General features: G+C 59.2%; 21 protein-coding genes. 11 read left to right on the top strand and 10 right to left on the bottom strand.

Translation table 11 applies throughout. From position 1 onward, the window contains the following. The first annotated feature begins 65 nt into the window (after positions 1-65). Positions 66-560 carry an SRPBCC family protein gene (locus tag H4W29_RS02690; protein WP_192727546.1) on the top strand — a complete coding sequence of 165 codons (495 nt, stop codon included), beginning with the start codon at positions 66-68 and terminating at the stop codon, positions 558-560. Here H4W29_RS02690 and H4W29_RS02685 read toward each other — a convergent pair. From H4W29_RS02685 to hemB, 6 genes are all read right to left on the bottom strand, one after another. Further along, on the bottom strand, positions 550-939 hold the full coding sequence (locus tag H4W29_RS02685) for a type II toxin-antitoxin system death-on-curing family toxin (RefSeq protein WP_192727545.1): 390 nt from the start codon (positions 937-939) through the stop codon (positions 550-552). The two genes, H4W29_RS02690 and H4W29_RS02685, sit on opposite strands and share 11 nt — an antisense overlap. Further along, positions 939-1,160: an AbrB/MazE/SpoVT family DNA-binding domain-containing protein gene (locus H4W29_RS02680; RefSeq protein WP_192727544.1), complete on the bottom strand. Its 222-nt coding sequence runs from the start codon at positions 1,158-1,160 to the stop codon at positions 939-941. Before H4W29_RS02680 ends, H4W29_RS02685 begins: the two co-directional genes overlap by 1 nt. 57 nt (positions 1,161-1,217) lie before the next feature. Further along, on the bottom strand, positions 1,218-2,096 hold the full coding sequence (locus H4W29_RS02675) for a DMT family transporter (RefSeq protein ID WP_192727543.1): 879 nt from the start codon (positions 2,094-2,096) through the stop codon (positions 1,218-1,220). After that, positions 2,096-2,872 (bottom strand): arginyltransferase, encoded by a 777-nt coding sequence (locus H4W29_RS02670; RefSeq protein ID WP_192727542.1) that lies wholly within the window; start codon positions 2,870-2,872, stop codon positions 2,096-2,098. The genes H4W29_RS02675 and H4W29_RS02670 overlap by 1 nt, the downstream gene beginning before the upstream one ends. A gap of 182 nt (positions 2,873-3,054) precedes the next feature. Then, positions 3,055-3,513 (bottom strand): RDD family protein, encoded by a 459-nt coding sequence (locus tag H4W29_RS02665; RefSeq protein ID WP_192727541.1) that lies wholly within the window; start codon positions 3,511-3,513, stop codon positions 3,055-3,057. Positions 3,514-3,586: 73 nt separating this feature from the next. Next, entirely contained in the window at positions 3,587-4,600 is a 1,014-nt protein-coding gene (hemB, locus tag H4W29_RS02660) for a porphobilinogen synthase (RefSeq protein WP_192727540.1), read from the bottom strand. Between the two features lie 134 nt (positions 4,601-4,734). On the opposite strand from hemB, the gene H4W29_RS02655 reads away from it, so the two are divergent. The 3 genes from H4W29_RS02655 to H4W29_RS02645 all read left to right on the top strand — a co-directional run bounded on the left by H4W29_RS02655 (position 4,735) and on the right by H4W29_RS02645 (position 6,369). Further along, a complete protein-coding gene (locus H4W29_RS02655; RefSeq protein ID WP_183744097.1) occupies positions 4,735-5,172 on the top strand; it encodes a DUF6163 family protein in 438 nt (145 codons plus the stop codon). Between the two features lie 128 nt (positions 5,173-5,300). After that, positions 5,301-5,813, top strand: a complete 513-nt coding sequence (gene ldtR / locus H4W29_RS02650) for a transcriptional regulator LdtR (protein ID WP_112544669.1) — start codon at positions 5,301-5,303, stop codon at positions 5,811-5,813. A gap of 268 nt (positions 5,814-6,081) precedes the next feature. Beyond that, positions 6,082-6,369: a hypothetical protein gene (locus tag H4W29_RS02645; protein WP_192727539.1), complete on the top strand. Its 288-nt coding sequence runs from the start codon at positions 6,082-6,084 to the stop codon at positions 6,367-6,369. Positions 6,370-6,465: 96 nt separating this feature from the next. On the opposite strand, the gene H4W29_RS02640 is transcribed toward H4W29_RS02645, so the two are convergent. Then, a complete protein-coding gene (locus H4W29_RS02640; RefSeq protein ID WP_192727538.1) occupies positions 6,466-7,506 on the bottom strand; it encodes a hypothetical protein in 1,041 nt (346 codons plus the stop codon). A gap of 580 nt (positions 7,507-8,086) precedes the next feature. Between H4W29_RS02640 and H4W29_RS02635 the strand changes: the two genes are divergently transcribed. The 5 genes from H4W29_RS02635 (at position 8,087) to H4W29_RS02615 (ending at position 13,290) form a co-directional block, all read left to right on the top strand. Beyond that, the gene (locus H4W29_RS02635) at positions 8,087-9,388 is read left to right on the top strand and encodes a L,D-transpeptidase family protein (RefSeq protein WP_192727537.1); all 1,302 of its coding nucleotides are present in this window, start codon (positions 8,087-8,089) and stop codon (positions 9,386-9,388) included. A gap of 181 nt (positions 9,389-9,569) precedes the next feature. Beyond that, positions 9,570-10,868, top strand: a complete 1,299-nt coding sequence (gene glyA / locus H4W29_RS02630; RefSeq protein ID WP_192727536.1) for a serine hydroxymethyltransferase — start codon at positions 9,570-9,572, stop codon at positions 10,866-10,868. A 9-nt stretch (positions 10,869-10,877) separates the two neighbouring features. Beyond that, positions 10,878-11,354 carry a transcriptional regulator NrdR gene (gene nrdR, locus H4W29_RS02625; protein ID WP_192727535.1) on the top strand — a complete coding sequence of 159 codons (477 nt, stop codon included), beginning with the start codon at positions 10,878-10,880 and terminating at the stop codon, positions 11,352-11,354. 2 nt (positions 11,355-11,356) lie between these two features. Beyond that, positions 11,357-12,670 carry a bifunctional diaminohydroxyphosphoribosylaminopyrimidine deaminase/5-amino-6-(5-phosphoribosylamino)uracil reductase RibD gene (ribD, locus tag H4W29_RS02620; protein WP_192727534.1) on the top strand — a complete coding sequence of 438 codons (1,314 nt, stop codon included), beginning with the start codon at positions 11,357-11,359 and terminating at the stop codon, positions 12,668-12,670. Next, positions 12,670-13,290 (top strand): riboflavin synthase, encoded by a 621-nt coding sequence (locus H4W29_RS02615; RefSeq protein ID WP_192727533.1) that lies wholly within the window; start codon positions 12,670-12,672, stop codon positions 13,288-13,290. Before ribD ends, H4W29_RS02615 begins: the two co-directional genes overlap by 1 nt. Here H4W29_RS02615 and H4W29_RS02610 read toward each other — a convergent pair. From H4W29_RS02610 to H4W29_RS02600, 3 genes are all read right to left on the bottom strand, one after another. Further along, positions 13,271-13,786 carry a GNAT family N-acetyltransferase gene (locus H4W29_RS02610; RefSeq protein ID WP_192727532.1) on the bottom strand — a complete coding sequence of 172 codons (516 nt, stop codon included), beginning with the start codon at positions 13,784-13,786 and terminating at the stop codon, positions 13,271-13,273. The two genes, H4W29_RS02615 and H4W29_RS02610, sit on opposite strands and share 20 nt — an antisense overlap. A gap of 42 nt (positions 13,787-13,828) precedes the next feature. After that, a complete protein-coding gene (locus tag H4W29_RS02605; RefSeq protein WP_192727531.1) occupies positions 13,829-14,323 on the bottom strand; it encodes a cupin domain-containing protein in 495 nt (164 codons plus the stop codon). A 123-nt stretch (positions 14,324-14,446) separates the two neighbouring features. Next, positions 14,447-14,803: a hypothetical protein gene (locus H4W29_RS02600; RefSeq protein WP_192727530.1), complete on the bottom strand. Its 357-nt coding sequence runs from the start codon at positions 14,801-14,803 to the stop codon at positions 14,447-14,449. A gap of 344 nt (positions 14,804-15,147) precedes the next feature. Here H4W29_RS02600 and ribH point away from each other — a divergent pair, with 344 nt between their 5' ends. Both ribH and nusB read left to right on the top strand, forming a co-directional pair. After that, complete coding sequence (ribH, locus tag H4W29_RS02595; protein ID WP_192727529.1) at positions 15,148-15,603, top strand: 6,7-dimethyl-8-ribityllumazine synthase; 456 nt, start codon at positions 15,148-15,150, stop codon at positions 15,601-15,603. A gap of 3 nt (positions 15,604-15,606) precedes the next feature. Beyond that, positions 15,607-16,089: a transcription antitermination factor NusB gene (gene nusB, locus H4W29_RS02590; protein ID WP_007819976.1), complete on the top strand. Its 483-nt coding sequence runs from the start codon at positions 15,607-15,609 to the stop codon at positions 16,087-16,089. The last annotated feature ends 139 nt before the right edge of the window (positions 16,090-16,228 follow it).

The following is a 16,228-nucleotide window of genomic DNA, read 5'->3' as shown; positions in this document are numbered from 1 at the left end:
CGCTTTGTAGCGCGCGCGAACAATGGAGGCCCCGGCAACGGAGGCCCGCCAACGGAGGAATGCCGATGCCCGCCAATACCATCAAACTGCATGTCGCCCACAGCTACAGCGCGCCGCCTGCTACGATTTACGATGCCTGGCTCAATCCCGAAATCGCCCGCCGCTTTTTATTCGCGACCGATGACGGCCATGTCATCCGCGCCGATATCGATCCGCGAGTCGGCGGCCGCTTCATCATCGTCGACCGCCGCCCGACCGGCGATGCCTTTCATCATGGCGTCTTCCTGGAATTGAAACGCCCTAGACGCATTGTCTTCTGCTTCTCAGTCGAGGAGCACGACCACAATTGCGATCGCGTGGAAATCGATATCGAACCACTCGGCAGCGGCAGCCGCCTGACCCTCACGCACGAGATGTGCGCGGAATGGGCGGAATATGAGGAAAAGACCCGCCAGGGCTGGACGCATATCGTCGAAGCGCTGGATCGGGAACTGGAGCTTTCCGCTGGTTCGAAACGATCGAATCCCGAAGCAGGCCACTCCGCCGGCGCTATGGCGTGAGCGGGATGGCGTGATCGCGCAGGAAGCGCGTGGCGCCATCCTCGTCGATTTCTCCTGCCGCGACACCCATAACGAAGGTATAGAGGCGGGCGTCTGTCGTTTCTATCGAATAGCCATGCCGAAGCAGGAAGACACCGCAGCTAACGATGGCTATCCGCTTGTTGCCGTCAAGAAAGGCGCGATTGCGTGCAAGGCCGAAGAGATATGCGGCGGCAAGTTCAACGATGTCGTCGCAGCCATAATTTGCCTTGTTGACTGGACGCCCCAATGCCGATTCCAGCGAACCTTCGTCCCGAAGGCCGGCGAGCCCGCCAAACCGGTCGATTTGCATCGCATGCAGCTGCTCGACCAGCCGCCGGCTTAGAAATTTGAACGCCATTATTCCGCAAGCTTCTTGAGCGCGACCTTATACTTATCCATGAAGAAACGGGCTGCATCCAGTTCTTCGGAGATATCTTCCTCAACAGGCTGCATATAAAAACGCCCGTCCTCGGTATGAAGCTCAAGGGAGTCCCCAGCTTTGAGGCCAAAACGGTCCAACACTTCCTTCGGAATAATCACGCCTTCCGAATTGCCGATTTTGCGGATAGTGACGTTCATAAACGCCTCCTGTGATAACAAGGTTATAACAGAAAATAGGTCATAATCACTCGCCGATCAAGCGGGCTGAGCGCCCTTGCCGTTCGCCATCCAGACGGAATGGGCGGCGATCGCCGCAACCAGTATCGCACCGCCGACGAGCGTCATGGTGGCTGGCGTTTCGGCGAAGATAAGCCAGACCCAGATCGGCGCGAGCACCGTTTCCAGCAGGTAGAACATCCCGACTTCAGGCGCTGACAGGTATCGCGGTCCCGTCGCAAGACACCAGAAGGCGACCGGCATTATGATGGCGCCGTTGAAGACGATCCAGCCGGGGTGAGCGATTGAAAGTCCGGAAGGCAGGATCTGCGCCAGACCGAGTACCGCCGGCAGGATTGCGGCAAGCAGCGGAACGAAACCCATCTCCCGGCGCGAGGCTCGTCCGACAGTGATGGCGGCGGCAAGCACCAGTGCGCTCAAAAGCGCCATGGCATCGCCGAAGACGTGGCCGCTCGAAAGCCCTTCGCGCACGATCAGCCCGACGCCGAAGACCATGAACAGCATGGCGATCAAAGTTACCGGCTGCGGCTTCTCTTTGAGAAACAGCCAGGATAGCAGCGCCCCAAACATCGGGTTGAAGGCGACGATGAAGACAACATTGGCGGTGGCCGTGTTGAAGACTGCCAGTACGAAGGTCACGGAAGAGAGGCCGTAGAGCAGCCCGGCCAGCAGGCCGGGACGACCAGGAACGAGCAGCGGCCACCTGCCGGAGAAAAGGCGCATCGCAATCAGGATGACCAACGTGGCAACAACCGTCGCCACGCTTCGCACACTGAGGATCGACCAGATATCGCCATCGGCAAGGCGAACCAGCGGAATATCCATGGAAAGTGCCAGTCCGCCGATCGCTGTCAGCAGCAGGCCCTTCCGATGATCGGAAAGGTGGGGAAGGGGCATCAGTCCTGCGGATCGTCCTCGAGAGAAGAGGGATCGAAACGTTCCCAGCCGCGCGGCGTCAGATGTTCCTGCGGCTGGAAGCGCGTCTTGTAATCCATCTTCCGCGATCCTTGAACCCAGTAGCCGAGATAGACATGCGGCAGGCCGAGCGCTCTCGTGCGGCGCACATGATCGAGGATCATGAAAGTGCCGAGCGAGCGCCGGTCGAGATCCGGATTGAAGTAGGAATAGACCATGGAGAGACCGTCGCTCATCGTATCGGTCAGTGCGGCGGCGAGCAGTTCGCCCTTCGGCCGCGTTTCCAGCCCGGAGCCTTCCTCGCGCCGGCGGTATTCGATGATTTTGGTGTTCACATGCGTATCTTCCACCATGATCGCATAATCGAGCACGGTCATATCGGACATGCCGCCCTGCTGGTGACGATAGTCGAGGTAACGACGGAAGAGGGAATATTGCTCGCTTGACGGCTGGGCCGGAAATTCCGTGGCGATGATATCGGAATTGCTCGCCAGCACCCGCTTCATCGATTTGGTGGGTTCGAACTCCTGCGCCAGGATGCGCACGGAAACGCAGGCGCGGCAGGCCTCGCAGGCGGGACGGTAGGCGATGTTCTGCGAACGGCGGAAGCCACCCTGGGTCAGGATATCGTTCATCTCCGCTGCCCGTGGCCCGACGAGATGGGTGAAAACCTTGCGCTCCATCTCATGCGGCAGATACGGACAGGTAGCCGGAGCCGTCAGATAAAACTGAGGGGATGGCGTGGTCTGCGTATTCATCTCTTGCGGAGATTTCCTTTCGGGGCGCCTGTCATTCCAGACAGCATGACGCAAGAATAAAAAACGTCAACAGCGCGGCATTCAGTGCCGCGCAATCGAATATTCGATTTCTTGGATATGGCGCCCTTTTGTGGCCGGCAAAGGGCGGGCGGAGACTTTATTTCGTCCTCGCCGGGAGGGAATCAGCCGATGCGGATCGTAGCCGTGCCGACGAGGAAATCGTGCAGCAGGCGCGAGCGTTCCGTGAACAGGCCGACCAGCAGAATCAGCGGCGTCAACACCGAGTTCAGGATCCAGAACAGCGCCAGATGCGCGATCGCCAGGATGAAGTCCATTGGCCGTCCGTCGACACGCACGATCGCGATGCCCATCGCGCGCATGCCCAGCGAAGCCTGCGAAGGGCCGCCGACGGTCATGCCGAAATAGAGGCCGGCGACGATGACGAACAGCGCCGGATAAAGAATGAAGCCGAGCCCGAGCGTCACGATCCCCAGGAAAAACACCACGATCGCCGCCGGAATGCAGAGCAGGGCCACGATGACATAGTCGAGGATGAATGCGAAGACACGACGGCTGAGCACACCACTATAGGCGCGCCAGTCTTCCGGTGCGGCATAAAGCGGATTGGGGTTGTAGCTCATCCATATCTCCCTTCGAAAGACGATGCCGCTGATATGGTATCGTCAGGGGGAAATACAATAATTCGCCCGAAAATCACCTTTTTGCGAGGATTCTCGCCACTTCCGGCGCAAAATAGGTGAGGATGCCGTCGCAGCCGGCACGCTTGAACGCCAGCAGCGTCTCCATCATGATCCGCTCGCCGTCGATCCAGCCGTTCATCGCCGCGGCCTTGATCTGCGAATATTCGCCGGAAACCTGATAGGCGAAAGTCGGCAGGCCGAAAGCCTCCTTCACGCGCCAGCAGATGTCGATATAGGCAAGCCCCGGCTTGATCATCAGCATGTCTGCGCCTTCCTCGACATCGAGGGCGGCATCGCGGATCGCTTCCGTGCCGTTCGCCGGATTGATGTAATAGCTGTTCTTGTCGCCCTTCAGCAGGCCCTTGGTATTGATCGCCTCGCGATAAGGCCCGTAGAAGCCGGAAGAAAACTTCGTTGCGTAGGACATGATGCCGACATTCTGATGCCCGGCGGCATCGAGCCCACGACGGATCGCGCCGATGCGACCGTCCATCATTTCCGAGGGAGCAATGATGTCGGCGCCGGCATCGGCCTGCAGGATCGCCGCCTTGACGATCTGGTCGACCGTCTCGTCATTGACGATCTCGCCGTCGCGCAGGATGCCGTCATGCCCATGGCTGGTGAAGGGGTCGAGCGCCACATCGGTAATAATGCCGATATTGGGCACTGCCTTTTTGATGGCTGCCGTTGTCTGATTGATGAGGTTATTGGCAACAAGACTGTTCGACCCTGTCTCATCGCGCAATTCCATCTCTATATCGGGGAAGGTGGCGATGGCGGGGATACCAAGATCGGCGGCTTCCTTCGCCGCCTCGACCGCCTTGTCGACGCTCATGCGGTTGACACCGGGCATGGCGGCGATCGGATCGACGATGCCGGTTCCCGGGACGATGAAGATCGGCCAGATCAAATCGTCGACCGTCAGGCGGTTTTCCTGTACCAGCCGGCGCGTCCAGTCCGCCTTGCGGTTGCGCCGCATGCGGCGGTGACCGGTGATTTCATCGACGAGATGCGTCTTGTCCTGCATGATATCTGTCCCTGGGCCATTCCATTTATCGAAGCGGTCATTATCATGCGCCCCGGAAAATCCAAACCGGACGATTGGCCGCGGCGGATGAAAGCCGAATAACTGAAGCCGCAACTCGAGTGTGATGTCCTGCCATGGAAACCGATTCTCCGACGATACCGAAACGGACACTGACGGATATCCTCTTCATCTTCTTCCTGCGGCTCGTTGCCGTCTCCTGCTTCTGGTTCGGCCTGCAATATTGGGCGATGCTCGTCGGCTATTCGCTGGTTGGCGCCGGCCGCTTCGATCTCCTGAGCCTGCCGTGGAAGGTCGCGAGCACCAGCCTTGCCGTTCTTTTCCCGGTCGCCTCGCTCGGCCTCTGGCTCACTGTTTCCTGGGGACCGGTCATCTGGGTGCTGGCAGCCGGCGGCCAGATCCTCATGTACGGCCTGCTTCCGCAGATCTTCGGACCCAACCACCTGATCATCCTGCTGCATGTGATCGTGGCCGTCATCTACTGGATTTTCAGGCTTTCCCTGTGGCTGGAGCGGCGCCGGCAGCGCCGTCAGGTAAGCGTTGATTTACCCTGATACATCAAGGGGATTTCGTAAGCCTCTGTTAAGCCTGCGGTTTAAGTCGAATTTTATATGTATTCGATAGGGTCTCACTCAAGGCGGGAAGAAAACGACACCGCCAAACAAAACAGTGAGGCAGTCAAATGAACACGAAAATCAAGCCGCAGGCGGCATCGACTTTCCATGCACACGAACAGGGCATCCGTGATCTTTACATGGAATCCCTTCATCTTGTTGAACGTCTTCACCGTCGTCTTCTCGACGTCATCAAGGACGAGTTCGACCGTCAGGGCCGCAGCGACGTCAACGCCATCCAGGCGCTTCTGCTCTTCAACATCGGCAACTCCGAACTGACCGCCGGCGAGCTGCGTTCGCGCGGCTACTATCTCGGCTCGAACGTTTCCTACAACGTCAAGAAACTGGTCGACCTCGGCTTCATCAACCACCAGCGCTCGCGCATCGACCGCCGCTCGGTCCGTATCAGCCTGACCGAAACCGGCCAGGACATCGCCGAAACGGTGGCCCGGCTCTACGAACGCCACATCGCCTCGATCGACAAGGTCGGCGGTATCGGCACCGACGAGTTTACGCAGATGAACAAGCTGCTGCAGCGCCTCGATCGCTTCTGGAACGATCAGATTCTGTATCGGTTGTAATAACTTAGCTCCGTACCACTGCTTCCATATTAGGGCGCACTAACGCTCGCGGCAATGCACGAAACGGCATTGAATTGCACAAGGTGGCACAGGGTTCCGTGCCGCCGGAAAGCCGACCTCCAACGGCGATCAAGGCGCTTCACGGCTTTCCCTCCGTGGGCGCCTTTGCCGTGTATGACGCATAGCAATCTTCAGTTGATAACTTCGCGTGCGTAAATCAGGTCTGGCGCGAATCGTATATATTCCGGATGTCTAATGGAGAACCGGAATGAGCGCTGGGAAAATTAGAATTGGTGATGATCTGGAAGTTGAGGTCGTTGATCCTAACAGCATCCAGCCCGTCTACGCTGACCTAGTGACAGAGTTGCGCGTCAATGACGGCGTGCTTTACATCTCGCTTGCGAACGTCATTGTAGACGGAGAGAGCCATGCACTCTCACGTAAAGCACAGGTGTGCGCACGTCTCAGGATCGCTGGTCGTACGGCGGAGTTTATCAAATCCGTACTTAGTCAGCCCGAGCCAGAGCAGGCGCCTACTGGCCAGAAGCTGAATTAGGTTTCACAGCCATTCACGGAGACTAGCGGGCACCCTGGTCTCTGCTCGTCCTGCGCCCGGATGGCGGGGGTGGGCGGGGCCTAAGGCCGGGTGCGGTTAATCTGATAGTCGGTACCAGTAGTTGTTCAACAATTCATTGGCAGCCACTGACGAAAGCTCCATGCCGGTTACAAGCCATCCACTATCGGCGCCAGTCAAGGTGGTCCTTATGCGGTGATCGGCTTCGGCCTTATTCGGGTTCGACATTTGAAGGACTGTCCCAAGTACATCCTTGCGCGGCCCGTCTCGGCCGGTTCTCATGAGGTCCATATTCATCTTCCCGAATGAGAACCCGAGGAATATGACCCTTTCCGCTTCGCTCAAGTAATCCCGCATGGCTGACAGCATGTCATCGTCGTCCACGCGCTCGGTAAAAGTGCGGATTTGCGATGAGATCTGGCGAATATTGTATTCAGTCGGTGGCTCCCCGAACCTAACTCCAGACCCGCTCGTGGTCTGCCATGGGAGAAGGCCGACTTGGCCATAGGGATGAAAAATCGGGAGCCTTTTGCAGATTTCGGCCGCCTCCCCGTACGGAATCCTCATATACTTGATGAGCCACGTCAGCAGGTAATGCTCGATACAGCGGTCATAGTTGAAAGTGATAATGGCGACATTCTCGAAGACGGTTTCCAGATCTCCAAGGCGAACGTTTTCCGTAAGCATTTTGCAAAATGTATTGTGCCAGGAGTCCGGAATGTTAGCGAAGTCCATGTTGTAGGCTGCATCGTATTCGCGCAGCGTGCTGTTAGCCTCTGCATCCAAGATGCACGCCGTAATCCCGAATTTTCCCATCATCACGACGTCCGAATCATGCGAATGGGTGTTGAGATAGTTGTCGATTGAGATCGCCAAGGGCATAGCGCCCCGAATTGCTTGCGCTGCGCCGACCAGTCGATTTACAGCGCCGCCGAATGAACTCGTTTCCTTCGCTGCAGACGCTACGGCTCGGACGATGGCAGGGTTTCCTTCGAACGACCCTGACGCTCGTACATCAAGCTTTTCAGCAATTCGGGTTTTGAGCGTGCTACCGACTGGCAAGCCAACCTCGAAACTTCCGCCTGCGCCGACAACAAAAACCGTCTTTTTCGTAAACATGCGCCGCCTCGAAACAGTGACGAAGTTGTACCATCGGCCGTGTCAAGCGAGGAGATCGCTGCAGCGAAACCCACAAAGAAAAAGCCCTGGTACGTATAAACGAACCGGGGCGGTCAACCGCCAACTTGGGGAGGAGGGCAAGCGGCGGAAAGCCGTGTCGACCTTTCGTGTGGCCCGGCACCTCAAGTATGCCGAACACGTCCCGCTCGCCCCTGCGTGGCATCTTTGCAACGTACGCCAGACAAGCGCAAAGCCCAGTATTCAAGCCGTTTTTTAGTCGTTATTAACCGGCACGGTTTACCCGTCATATGGTTCGTTGCATGCGGTCTCCGGCAACCGGCAGTCTGTCTTCCGGCCCGGCAACACGAATTGGCCATATTGATGTGACAGCGGAATATTCGACAGCCGGCGCTTTGATGGACCATCGGGAACGTCTGAGTTTGCTCCTCGCAATCTTGTGATGGGACTGGCGGAATTTCCAGGTGCGCCGGAAGAACGAACGGATAGGGATCTGCGTTAAAACGCAGGATATCGCAAATGGCCGCGCTTCCTCCATCGCGGCATTGAGTGGTTGGGACGAATGTCTAAGAAGAACGGAATTGAAGCTCTCTCGCGCCGCGCCTTCTTGGCGTCGGCGGCAACGGTCGGTGCCGGCGCGCTTGCTGGCCCCGTATTCGCGCAATCGGCGCTCGATGGGCTCCTGAATGCCCCCAAACGCGGCAACTGGGACGACCAGTTCGACGCCAAGGCTGCCTCGCGCACGGCGACTGCCGTTCTCTCCAATACCCCGATCCTCAGCCCGCAGTCGGTGCCGAGCACGCAGCAGGCGATCATGCAGTATCAGCAGATCGCGTCCGCTGGCGGCTGGCCTGAGGTCAATCCGGGCGACCAGCGCCTGCAGCTCGGTGTCAGTTCCCCCACCGTCCAGGCCCTGCGCCAGCGTCTGGCGATCACCGGCGACCTGCCGCGTGAGGCCGGCCTTTCCAACGCCTTCGATTCCTACGTCGATGGCGCCGTCAAGCGCTTCCAGGCCCGTCACGGCCTGCCGGCCGATGGCGTGCTCGGCGAATTCACACTGAAGGCGATGAACATTCCGGCTGACGTGCGCCTGCAGCAGCTGAACACCAACCTGATCCGCATCCAGACCTTCCCGGAAGACATGGGCCGCCGTCACCTGATGGTCAACATCCCGGCCGCCTACGTGGAAGCCGTTGAAGACGGCAGCGTTGCGACGCGCCATACCGCGGTTGTCGGCCGGCTGAGCCGCCCGACGCATATCGTCAATTCGAAGGTCTACGAAGTCATCCTCAACCCGTACTGGACGGCACCCCGCTCGATCGTCGAGAAGGACATCATGCCGCTGATGCGCAAGGATCCGACCTATCTCGAGAAGAACGCCATCCGCCTGATCGACGGCAAAGGCAACGAAGTTGCCCCAGAGACGGTCGACTGGAACGGCGAGGCGCCGAACCTGATGTTCCGTCAGGACCCCGGCAAGATCAACGCCATGGCGTCCACGAAGATCAACTTCTACAACAAGAACGGCGAGTACATGCACGACACGCCGCAGCAGGGCCTGTTCAACAAGCTCATGCGCTTCGAATCGTCGGGCTGTGTGCGCGTCCAGAACGTGCGCGACCTCACAACCTGGCTGCTGCGCGAGACCCCCGGCTGGAGCCGCCAGCAGATGGAACAGGTGATCGCCAGCGGCACCAACACGCCGATCAAGCTCGCGACCGAAGTACCTGTTTACTTCGTTTACATCTCGGCCTGGGGCATGCCCGATGGCGTCGTCCAGTTCCGCGACGACATCTACGAGATGGACGGCAATGCCGAACTGGCGCTCGACACCACTTCGGGCATGGAGCAGCCGGTACAGTAAGTCCGGCTTATGGAATTCATGGAAAGCCGCGCCATGTGCGCGGCTTTTTTCATTCCAGCCGGGGATATCAGACGCAAAATGTTCGGCCCGCGCGCTTAGCCCAGCAAATGTCGTTCTTCGTATTGCCCTCGCATCGACGGAAGGCTAATACCTTGCCGCATTCCAGTGAAGGAGCCAGCCCATGACCAATGCTTCCACCGAATCCTTCTTCAATCGCTCGCTTGCGGACGTCGATCCGGAAATCTTTGGCGCGATCGGAAAGGAACTCGGTCGTCAACGGCATGAGATCGAACTGATCGCATCCGAGAACATCGTTTCCCGCGCCGTTCTGGAAGCCCAGGGCTCCATCATGACCAACAAGTACGCCGAGGGTTATCCGGGCAAGCGCTACTACGGTGGCTGCCAGTTCGTCGATATCGCCGAGGAACTGGCCATCGAGCGCGCCAAGAAGCTCTTCGGCGTCAACTTCGCCAACGTTCAGCCGAACTCCGGTTCGCAGATGAACCAGGCCGTGTTCCTTGCGCTGCTGCAGCCGGGCGACACGTTCATGGGTCTCGACCTGAATTCCGGCGGTCACCTGACGCATGGTTCGCCGGTCAACATGTCCGGCAAGTGGTTCAACGTCGTGTCCTACGGCGTGCGCGAGGGCGATAACCTGCTCGACATGGATGAAGTCGAGCGCAAGGCCCAGGAACACAAGCCGAAGCTGATCATCGCCGGCGGTACGGCCTATTCCCGCATCTGGGACTGGAAGCGTTTCCGCGAGATCGCCGACTCGGTTGGCGCCTACCTGATGGTTGACATGGCCCACATTGCCGGTCTCGTTGCCGGCGGCGTGCATCCCTCGCCGTTCCCGCACTGCCATGTTGCGACCACCACGACCCACAAGTCGCTCCGCGGCCCGCGCGGTGGCGTCATCCTGACGAATGACGAGGATCTGGCCAAGAAGTTCAACTCGGCCGTCTTCCCCGGTCTCCAGGGTGGTCCGCTGATGCACATCATAGCCGCCAAGGCCGTTGCCTTCGGGGAAGCCCTGCAGCCGGAATTCAAGGAATACGCCGCCCAGGTCGTCAAGAACGCCAAGGCGCTGGCCGAAACGCTTGTCGCCGGCGGCCTCGATGTCGTCTCCGGCGGCACCGACAACCACCTGATGCTGGTCGACCTGCGCAAGAAGAATGCCACCGGCAAGCGTGCAGAAGCCGCACTCGGCCGCGCCTACATCACCTGCAACAAGAACGGTATTCCCTTCGATCCCGAAAAGCCTTTCGTCACTTCGGGTGTTCGCCTTGGCGCCCCGGCCGGCACGACGCGCGGCTTCAAGGAAGCGGAATTCCGCGAAATCGGTAACCTTATCGTCGAAGTTCTCGACGGCCTGAAGGTCGCCAATTCCGACGAGGGCAATGCTGCCGTCGAAGCTGCCGTCCGCGGCAAAGTGGTGAATCTCACCGATCGCTTCCCCATGTATGACTACATGGGCTAAGGAGTAGGCATGCGCTGCCCCTATTGCGGTTCGGAAGACACGCAGGTCAAGGATTCCCGCCCGGCGGAGGATAATACCTCCATCCGCCGGCGCCGCATCTGTCCGGACTGCGGCGGCCGCTTCACGACCTTCGAGCGTGTGCAACTGCGTGAGCTGATGGTCACCAAGAAGACCGGCCGCAAGGTTCCCTTCGATCGTGACAAGCTCGTCCGGTCCTTTGATGTGGCATTGCGCAAGCGCCCTGTCGATCGTGATCGCATCGAGCGCGCTGTATCCGGCATCGTACGCCGGCTGGAAAGCTCGGGCGAGACGGAGATTTCCTCTGAGCAGATTGGCCTGCAGGTTCTGGAAGCATTGAAGGGCCTCGACGATGTCGGCTTCGTGCGCTACGCCTCGGTCTACCGTGATTTCTCGCATGCCGAGGATTTCGAAAAGCTGATCGCCGAGCTCAACGCCAAGATCGCCCGCGATCCACTGGACGTCTGACGATGGGGATCGTGCAGCCTGAGGACGAACGCTTCATGGCAGCTGCGATCCGCTTGGCGCGATGGCACACGGGCCAGACCTCCACCAATCCATCCGTCGGCTGCCTCATCGTTCGCGATGGCGCAATCGTCGGCCGCGCCGTGACCGCACTCGGCGGTCGCCCGCATGCCGAGCCGCAGGCGCTTGCCGAAGCCGGTGAACTTGCCCGCAGTGCGACGGCCTATGTCACGCTCGAACCCTGCTCCCATCACGGCAAGACGCCGCCCTGTGCCGAGGCTCTGATTGCCTATGGCGTCGGCCGCGTCGTCATCAGCGTGACCGATCCTGATGTCAGAGTGTCCGGTCGCGGCATTGCCATGCTGCGCGATGCCGGCATCGAGGTCACGACAGGCGTGCTGGAGGAAGAAGGACGGCAATCGCTCGCTGGATACCTCACCCGCCAGACGAAGAACCGTCCCTATGTGACTCTCAAACTTGCCGTTTCCGCCGATGGTATGATCGGCCGCGAGGGAGTAGGGCAGGTGGCGATCACTGGCCCCGAAGCACGTGCTCAGGTTCAGGCGCTGCGGGCAGAAACCGATGCCATCCTTGTTGGTATCGGCACTGCGATATCGGATGATCCACTGCTGACGGTGCGGACACCTGGCCTTGAAGCGCAGTCGCCTGTTCGGATCGTGCTCGATCCCGCCCTGGCATTGCCGTTGACGAGCAAGCTCGTTGAAACGGCGCGGGAGGTGCCTGTCATCGTTGTGGCGAGTGAAGAGGTTTCACCGCTAGGGGCGGAGGAAGGGTTACCCCCCTCTGCCCTGCCGGGCATCTCCCCCACAAGGGGGGAGATCGGCAAGAGGCCTACTCCGAGTTCCCCATCTTCGGATAGCAAGGTTCCCGCTTCAGCGAATTTAGGGCAGGGAGCCGGCCCCCAGCCAATCTCCCCCCTGGTGGGGGAGATGTCCGGCAGGACAGAGGGGGGTAACACACCCACCGAACCCGCCGAGATCGACTCCCGCCACACCGCTCTCGAAGCCGCCGGCGTCGAAGTTCTCTACTGCAATCCCTATCACCCGGAAGTCCTGCTACCGGCGCTTGCCACACGTGGCATCTCCTCGCTCCTGGTCGAAGGCGGCGCAAAGACCGCAAAGCTTTTCCTCGAAACCGGTCTCGTTGATCGCATCCAGCTTTATCAGGCGCCTGTCGTCATCGGCGAGGGCGGTATTGAATCCCCGCTGCAGGCAACCGACATACCATCCGGTTTCGCCCACAGGGGCACTTACATATTCGGCGCGGATCGCCTGGACGAATACGAAAGAGAGAATTGATGTTCACCGGAATTGTTACTGATGTCGGTACGATCGAATCCGTTTCGCCGTTGAAGGAGGGCATCAAGCTTCGTGTCGCGACGAATTACGACCCCGCGACCATCGATATGGGCGCTTCCATCTCTCATTCCGGCATCTGCCTTACCGTGACCGGCCTGCCGCAGGAGGGCAGCAATGGCCGTTGGTTCGAGGTCGAGGCATGGGAAGAGGCGCTGCGCCTGACCACCGTTTCCGCCTGGCAGGCTGGCAGCCACATCAATCTCGAGCGCTCGCTGAAGATCGGCGACGAGCTTGGCGGCCACATCGTCTCCGGCCATGTCGATGGCAAGGCCGAGATCCTGTCGGTGACTGAGGAGGGCGATGCGACTCGCTTCCGCCTGCGTGCGCCGACCCATCTTGCAAAATTCGTGGCACCCAAGGGCTCCATCGCACTCGACGGCACGTCGCTGACCGTCAATGCTGTCGATGGCACGGATTTCGACGTGCTCTTGATCCGCCATACGCTGGAAGTCACGACCTGGGGCGAACGCAAGGCGGGTGATTTCGTCAACTTTGAAGTCGACACGATGGCGCGTTATGCCGCCCGCCTTGCCGAATTTCCTACCGCAAAAACTGAATGATCGGGCCGGTATAGTCCGTCCGTGCCGTTTCCTTGAAGCCGAGCTTCTCGGCGACCTTCAGCGATGGCCCATTGTCCGGGCTGATGATGCAGGTCATCGATCGCCCCGGAAACTGCGTTTCACCCCAACCGATGATCGCCGTCAGCGCCTCGGTGGCGTAGCCTTTGCCGTGGGCTGACGGCATCAGCGCCCAGCCCACCTCCATGGTCCCTTCGATCGAAGGCTGCATGTCGCGCTTGGCCTCCAGGAAGCCCGCTTCGCCGATGAAGTGGCCGCTTTCCTTTTCCTCGATCGCGAAGAAGCCGAATCCCATGTGGTGCCACATGCCGGCAATCCGCAGCAGCCGCGCCCAGCTCTGCTCGCGGGTGGAAGGCAGGCCGCTAATGAAGCGCACGACGTTCTCGTCGCGCCAGAGCTCGAAATGCGCATCGAAATCGTCGAGCCGATGCGCACGCAGAATGAGCCGTCCGGTTTCCAGTGTCGGAATATCGATCATGAAAATACAGTTCTGAACTCTGTTGCGATGATGAAGCGGATGTCAGAAGCCCGGCTCGCCGTCCCAATAGTCGAGGGTATTTTCGCCCCGGCCGATATGGTCGAAGGAGCTGCCGTCGCGATTGGTCTTGGCGAGAAACTTGCCGGAATCGGGATATTCGCAGATCTCGGTCTTCGCCTTGGTCGATAGGCCCAGATAGATGAGCGGCGTTGATCCGGTATTGATGATCTGATGAGCCGTTTCCGGCCCGCCCGAGGGCGCGCCCAGCACATCGCCCTTCTTGATCGGATAGCGCTGGTCGCCGAAGCGATATTCGCCCGTGCCCTCGATGATGTAGAAGAGTTCGTCTTCCACATGATGATTGTGGAAGGGGCAGCCGGATTTGCCTGATGGTACTTCGCTGTAGCTGATGCCAAGATTGGCAAGCCCGAGATCTTTTCCGAAAGACGTATCGCGGCTTTCGAAGAGGCTTCCCCTCGTCCAGTGTTCGAGGGACAGATCGGCCGTGTTGATGACCGGTTTTGCGTTCGTCGCCATAGGGTCCTCCGCTTTGGCGAGAAGACAACCCTATCCGGCGGAAAATGCAACAGCGATTTCGGGAAAAGGCGGGTGAGCGGTGAGGAGACCAACCGCCTATACCCGCCTTCCCATTCGGCAGCCTCAGCGAACGTAGAACGTAATGCTGCCGTCGGCTGCCTGTTCTGCATTCACGACATTGCGGATATTGATGCCGTCATTGTTGAGCTTGTGTGCCAGCGACTTGTTGGCGTCAATGGAGGCCTGGATGGCATAGACGGCGCTTTGCGGGCGCTGAATGACGGAGCGCGGGCCGGTCATTTCGTCGTCGAGATTGTGCCAGTTGTAGACCGGCTGGATGTCGAAGTCGCCCTGGAAGGTACGAAGCGTCCGCTCGATACCCTGTGCAGTATTCATGTCGAGGCTTTCAGCGCGGCTGACGCCGGCAAATGCAAGGGAGGAGAAAGCGGCGGCAATGGCAATTTTAGCAACGCGATTCATCTTGTTATCCTTTCGTCTGCTGTGACGGTCGGCTGTCCATGCAGGGGATCGTCTGCGCTACGACTGGGATTTGGCGCTGCAGCATCGGCCTTTCAATGGCGTAAGTCACTGAAAACAAATTAAAAATTGTTCACGAAATCTGCCTTGGTTTTGCCATTTTTCCGCCGCTCGGCTAACCATGCTTTTTGTGTCTTAGCCCCTGACAATCACAGGCCTCGCTATCCCATTGCAGATATTTTGTCTTTCCTTCAGAGCGCCACCCGAATTTGCTTGCCATTCGCTCGAAGGCATGTTTTGACCGCGGCCTGCCCGAGTGGAAAATGCCCTCCAGCCGAAGGTGAACCATGCCGAAAGAGACCGCTCCCCATATTTTGATCGTCGAAGCGCGCTTCTATGACGACATGGCAGATGCTCTTCTGGAGGGCGCGACCTTCGCCCTGGAAGAGGCGAGCGCCACTTACGATGTTGTCACCGTGCCTGGTGCGCTGGAAATTCCGGCGGCGATTGCCATGGCGCTCGATGGCGCGGATAATGATGGCACGCAGTATGACGGTTTCGTCGCGCTAGGCATGGTCATCCGCGGCGAGACCTATCATTTCGACATCGTGTCGAACGAGTCCTCGCGCGCGCTCATGGATCTCGCCGTCAGCGAGTCCCTTGCCATCGGCAACGGCATCCTGACCGTCGAGAACGATGAACAGGCATGGGCTCGCGCGCGCCGTTCGGATAAGGACAAGGGCGGTTTTGCCGCCCGTGCAGCTCTGACCATGATCGGGCTGAAGAAGAAGCTGGGTGCATAAAGAATGACTGACGAAAATACCGAACGACCGGTCAAGGCAGCCAATCAGCGGGGTGCAGCGCGCCTCGCGGCTGTGCAGGCGCTTTATCAGATGGATATCGGCGGCACCGGCGTTCTGGAAATCGTGGCGGAATACGAGGCACATCGCCTCGGCCAGGAACTTGACGGCGAAACCTATCTGAAGGCTGATGCCGGCTGGTTCCGCTCGATCGTCTCAGGCGTCGTGCGCGACCAGCTTCGCCTCGATCCGTTGATCGCTTCTGCCCTGCAGGACGATTGGGCGCTGTCGCGTCTCGACAGCACCGTACGCGCCATCCTGCGCGCCGGCGTTTTCGAACTCGTCGACCGCAAGGACGTGCCTGTCGCCGTCATCGTTACCGAATATGTCGAGATCGCTCGTGCCTTCTTCGACGACGATGAGCCCAAGCTCGTCAATGCCGTTCTGGACCGCATCGCAAAGCAGGTGCGCGGCGACCAGAAGAAGTAGGCACTTAGCCGCCAAATAACCCCTCCCGTTCTTTCTGCGGTACTGCAAGGCTTTTGAAGTTTTGCAGTCTTGACGCGACGTTATCGACCACGCAATCTCCGCTCGCCTGTTGAGCGTTTCTGTGGAGAGGAGTCGATTC

The sequence above is a fragment of the Rhizobium viscosum genome (assembly GCF_014873945.1).
Classification (GTDB): domain Bacteria; phylum Pseudomonadota; class Alphaproteobacteria; order Rhizobiales; family Rhizobiaceae; genus Rhizobium; species Rhizobium viscosum.
This window is presented reverse-complemented; position numbering and strand designations above follow the sequence as displayed.

Excerpts from the sequence above, each read along its gene's own strand:
- H4W29_RS02690 (WP_192727546.1), top strand. The coding sequence starts at position 66 with ATGCCCGCCAATACCATCAAACTGCATGTCGCCCACAGCTACAGCGCG.
- H4W29_RS02685 (WP_192727545.1), bottom strand. The coding sequence starts at position 939 with ATGGCGTTCAAATTTCTAAGCCGGCGGCTGGTCGAGCAGCTGCATGCG.
- H4W29_RS02680 (WP_192727544.1), bottom strand. The coding sequence starts at position 1,160 with ATGAACGTCACTATCCGCAAAATCGGCAATTCGGAAGGCGTGATTATT.
- H4W29_RS02675 (WP_192727543.1), bottom strand. The coding sequence starts at position 2,096 with ATGCCCCTTCCCCACCTTTCCGATCATCGGAAGGGCCTGCTGCTGACA.
- H4W29_RS02670 (WP_192727542.1), bottom strand. The coding sequence starts at position 2,872 with ATGAATACGCAGACCACGCCATCCCCTCAGTTTTATCTGACGGCTCCG.
- H4W29_RS02665 (WP_192727541.1), bottom strand. The coding sequence starts at position 3,513 with ATGAGCTACAACCCCAATCCGCTTTATGCCGCACCGGAAGACTGGCGC.
- hemB (WP_192727540.1), bottom strand. The coding sequence starts at position 4,600 with ATGCAGGACAAGACGCATCTCGTCGATGAAATCACCGGTCACCGCCGC.
- H4W29_RS02655 (WP_183744097.1), top strand. The coding sequence starts at position 4,735 with ATGGAAACCGATTCTCCGACGATACCGAAACGGACACTGACGGATATC.
- ldtR (WP_112544669.1), top strand. The coding sequence starts at position 5,301 with ATGAACACGAAAATCAAGCCGCAGGCGGCATCGACTTTCCATGCACAC.
- H4W29_RS02645 (WP_192727539.1), top strand. The coding sequence starts at position 6,082 with ATGAGCGCTGGGAAAATTAGAATTGGTGATGATCTGGAAGTTGAGGTC.
- H4W29_RS02640 (WP_192727538.1), bottom strand. The coding sequence starts at position 7,506 with ATGTTTACGAAAAAGACGGTTTTTGTTGTCGGCGCAGGCGGAAGTTTC.
- H4W29_RS02635 (WP_192727537.1), top strand. The coding sequence starts at position 8,087 with ATGTCTAAGAAGAACGGAATTGAAGCTCTCTCGCGCCGCGCCTTCTTG.
- glyA (WP_192727536.1), top strand. The coding sequence starts at position 9,570 with ATGACCAATGCTTCCACCGAATCCTTCTTCAATCGCTCGCTTGCGGAC.
- nrdR (WP_192727535.1), top strand. The coding sequence starts at position 10,878 with ATGCGCTGCCCCTATTGCGGTTCGGAAGACACGCAGGTCAAGGATTCC.
- ribD (WP_192727534.1), top strand. The coding sequence starts at position 11,357 with ATGGGGATCGTGCAGCCTGAGGACGAACGCTTCATGGCAGCTGCGATC.
- H4W29_RS02615 (WP_192727533.1), top strand. The coding sequence starts at position 12,670 with ATGTTCACCGGAATTGTTACTGATGTCGGTACGATCGAATCCGTTTCG.
- H4W29_RS02610 (WP_192727532.1), bottom strand. The coding sequence starts at position 13,786 with ATGATCGATATTCCGACACTGGAAACCGGACGGCTCATTCTGCGTGCG.
- H4W29_RS02605 (WP_192727531.1), bottom strand. The coding sequence starts at position 14,323 with ATGGCGACGAACGCAAAACCGGTCATCAACACGGCCGATCTGTCCCTC.
- H4W29_RS02600 (WP_192727530.1), bottom strand. The coding sequence starts at position 14,803 with ATGAATCGCGTTGCTAAAATTGCCATTGCCGCCGCTTTCTCCTCCCTT.
- ribH (WP_192727529.1), top strand. The coding sequence starts at position 15,148 with ATGCCGAAAGAGACCGCTCCCCATATTTTGATCGTCGAAGCGCGCTTC.
- nusB (WP_007819976.1), top strand. The coding sequence starts at position 15,607 with ATGACTGACGAAAATACCGAACGACCGGTCAAGGCAGCCAATCAGCGG.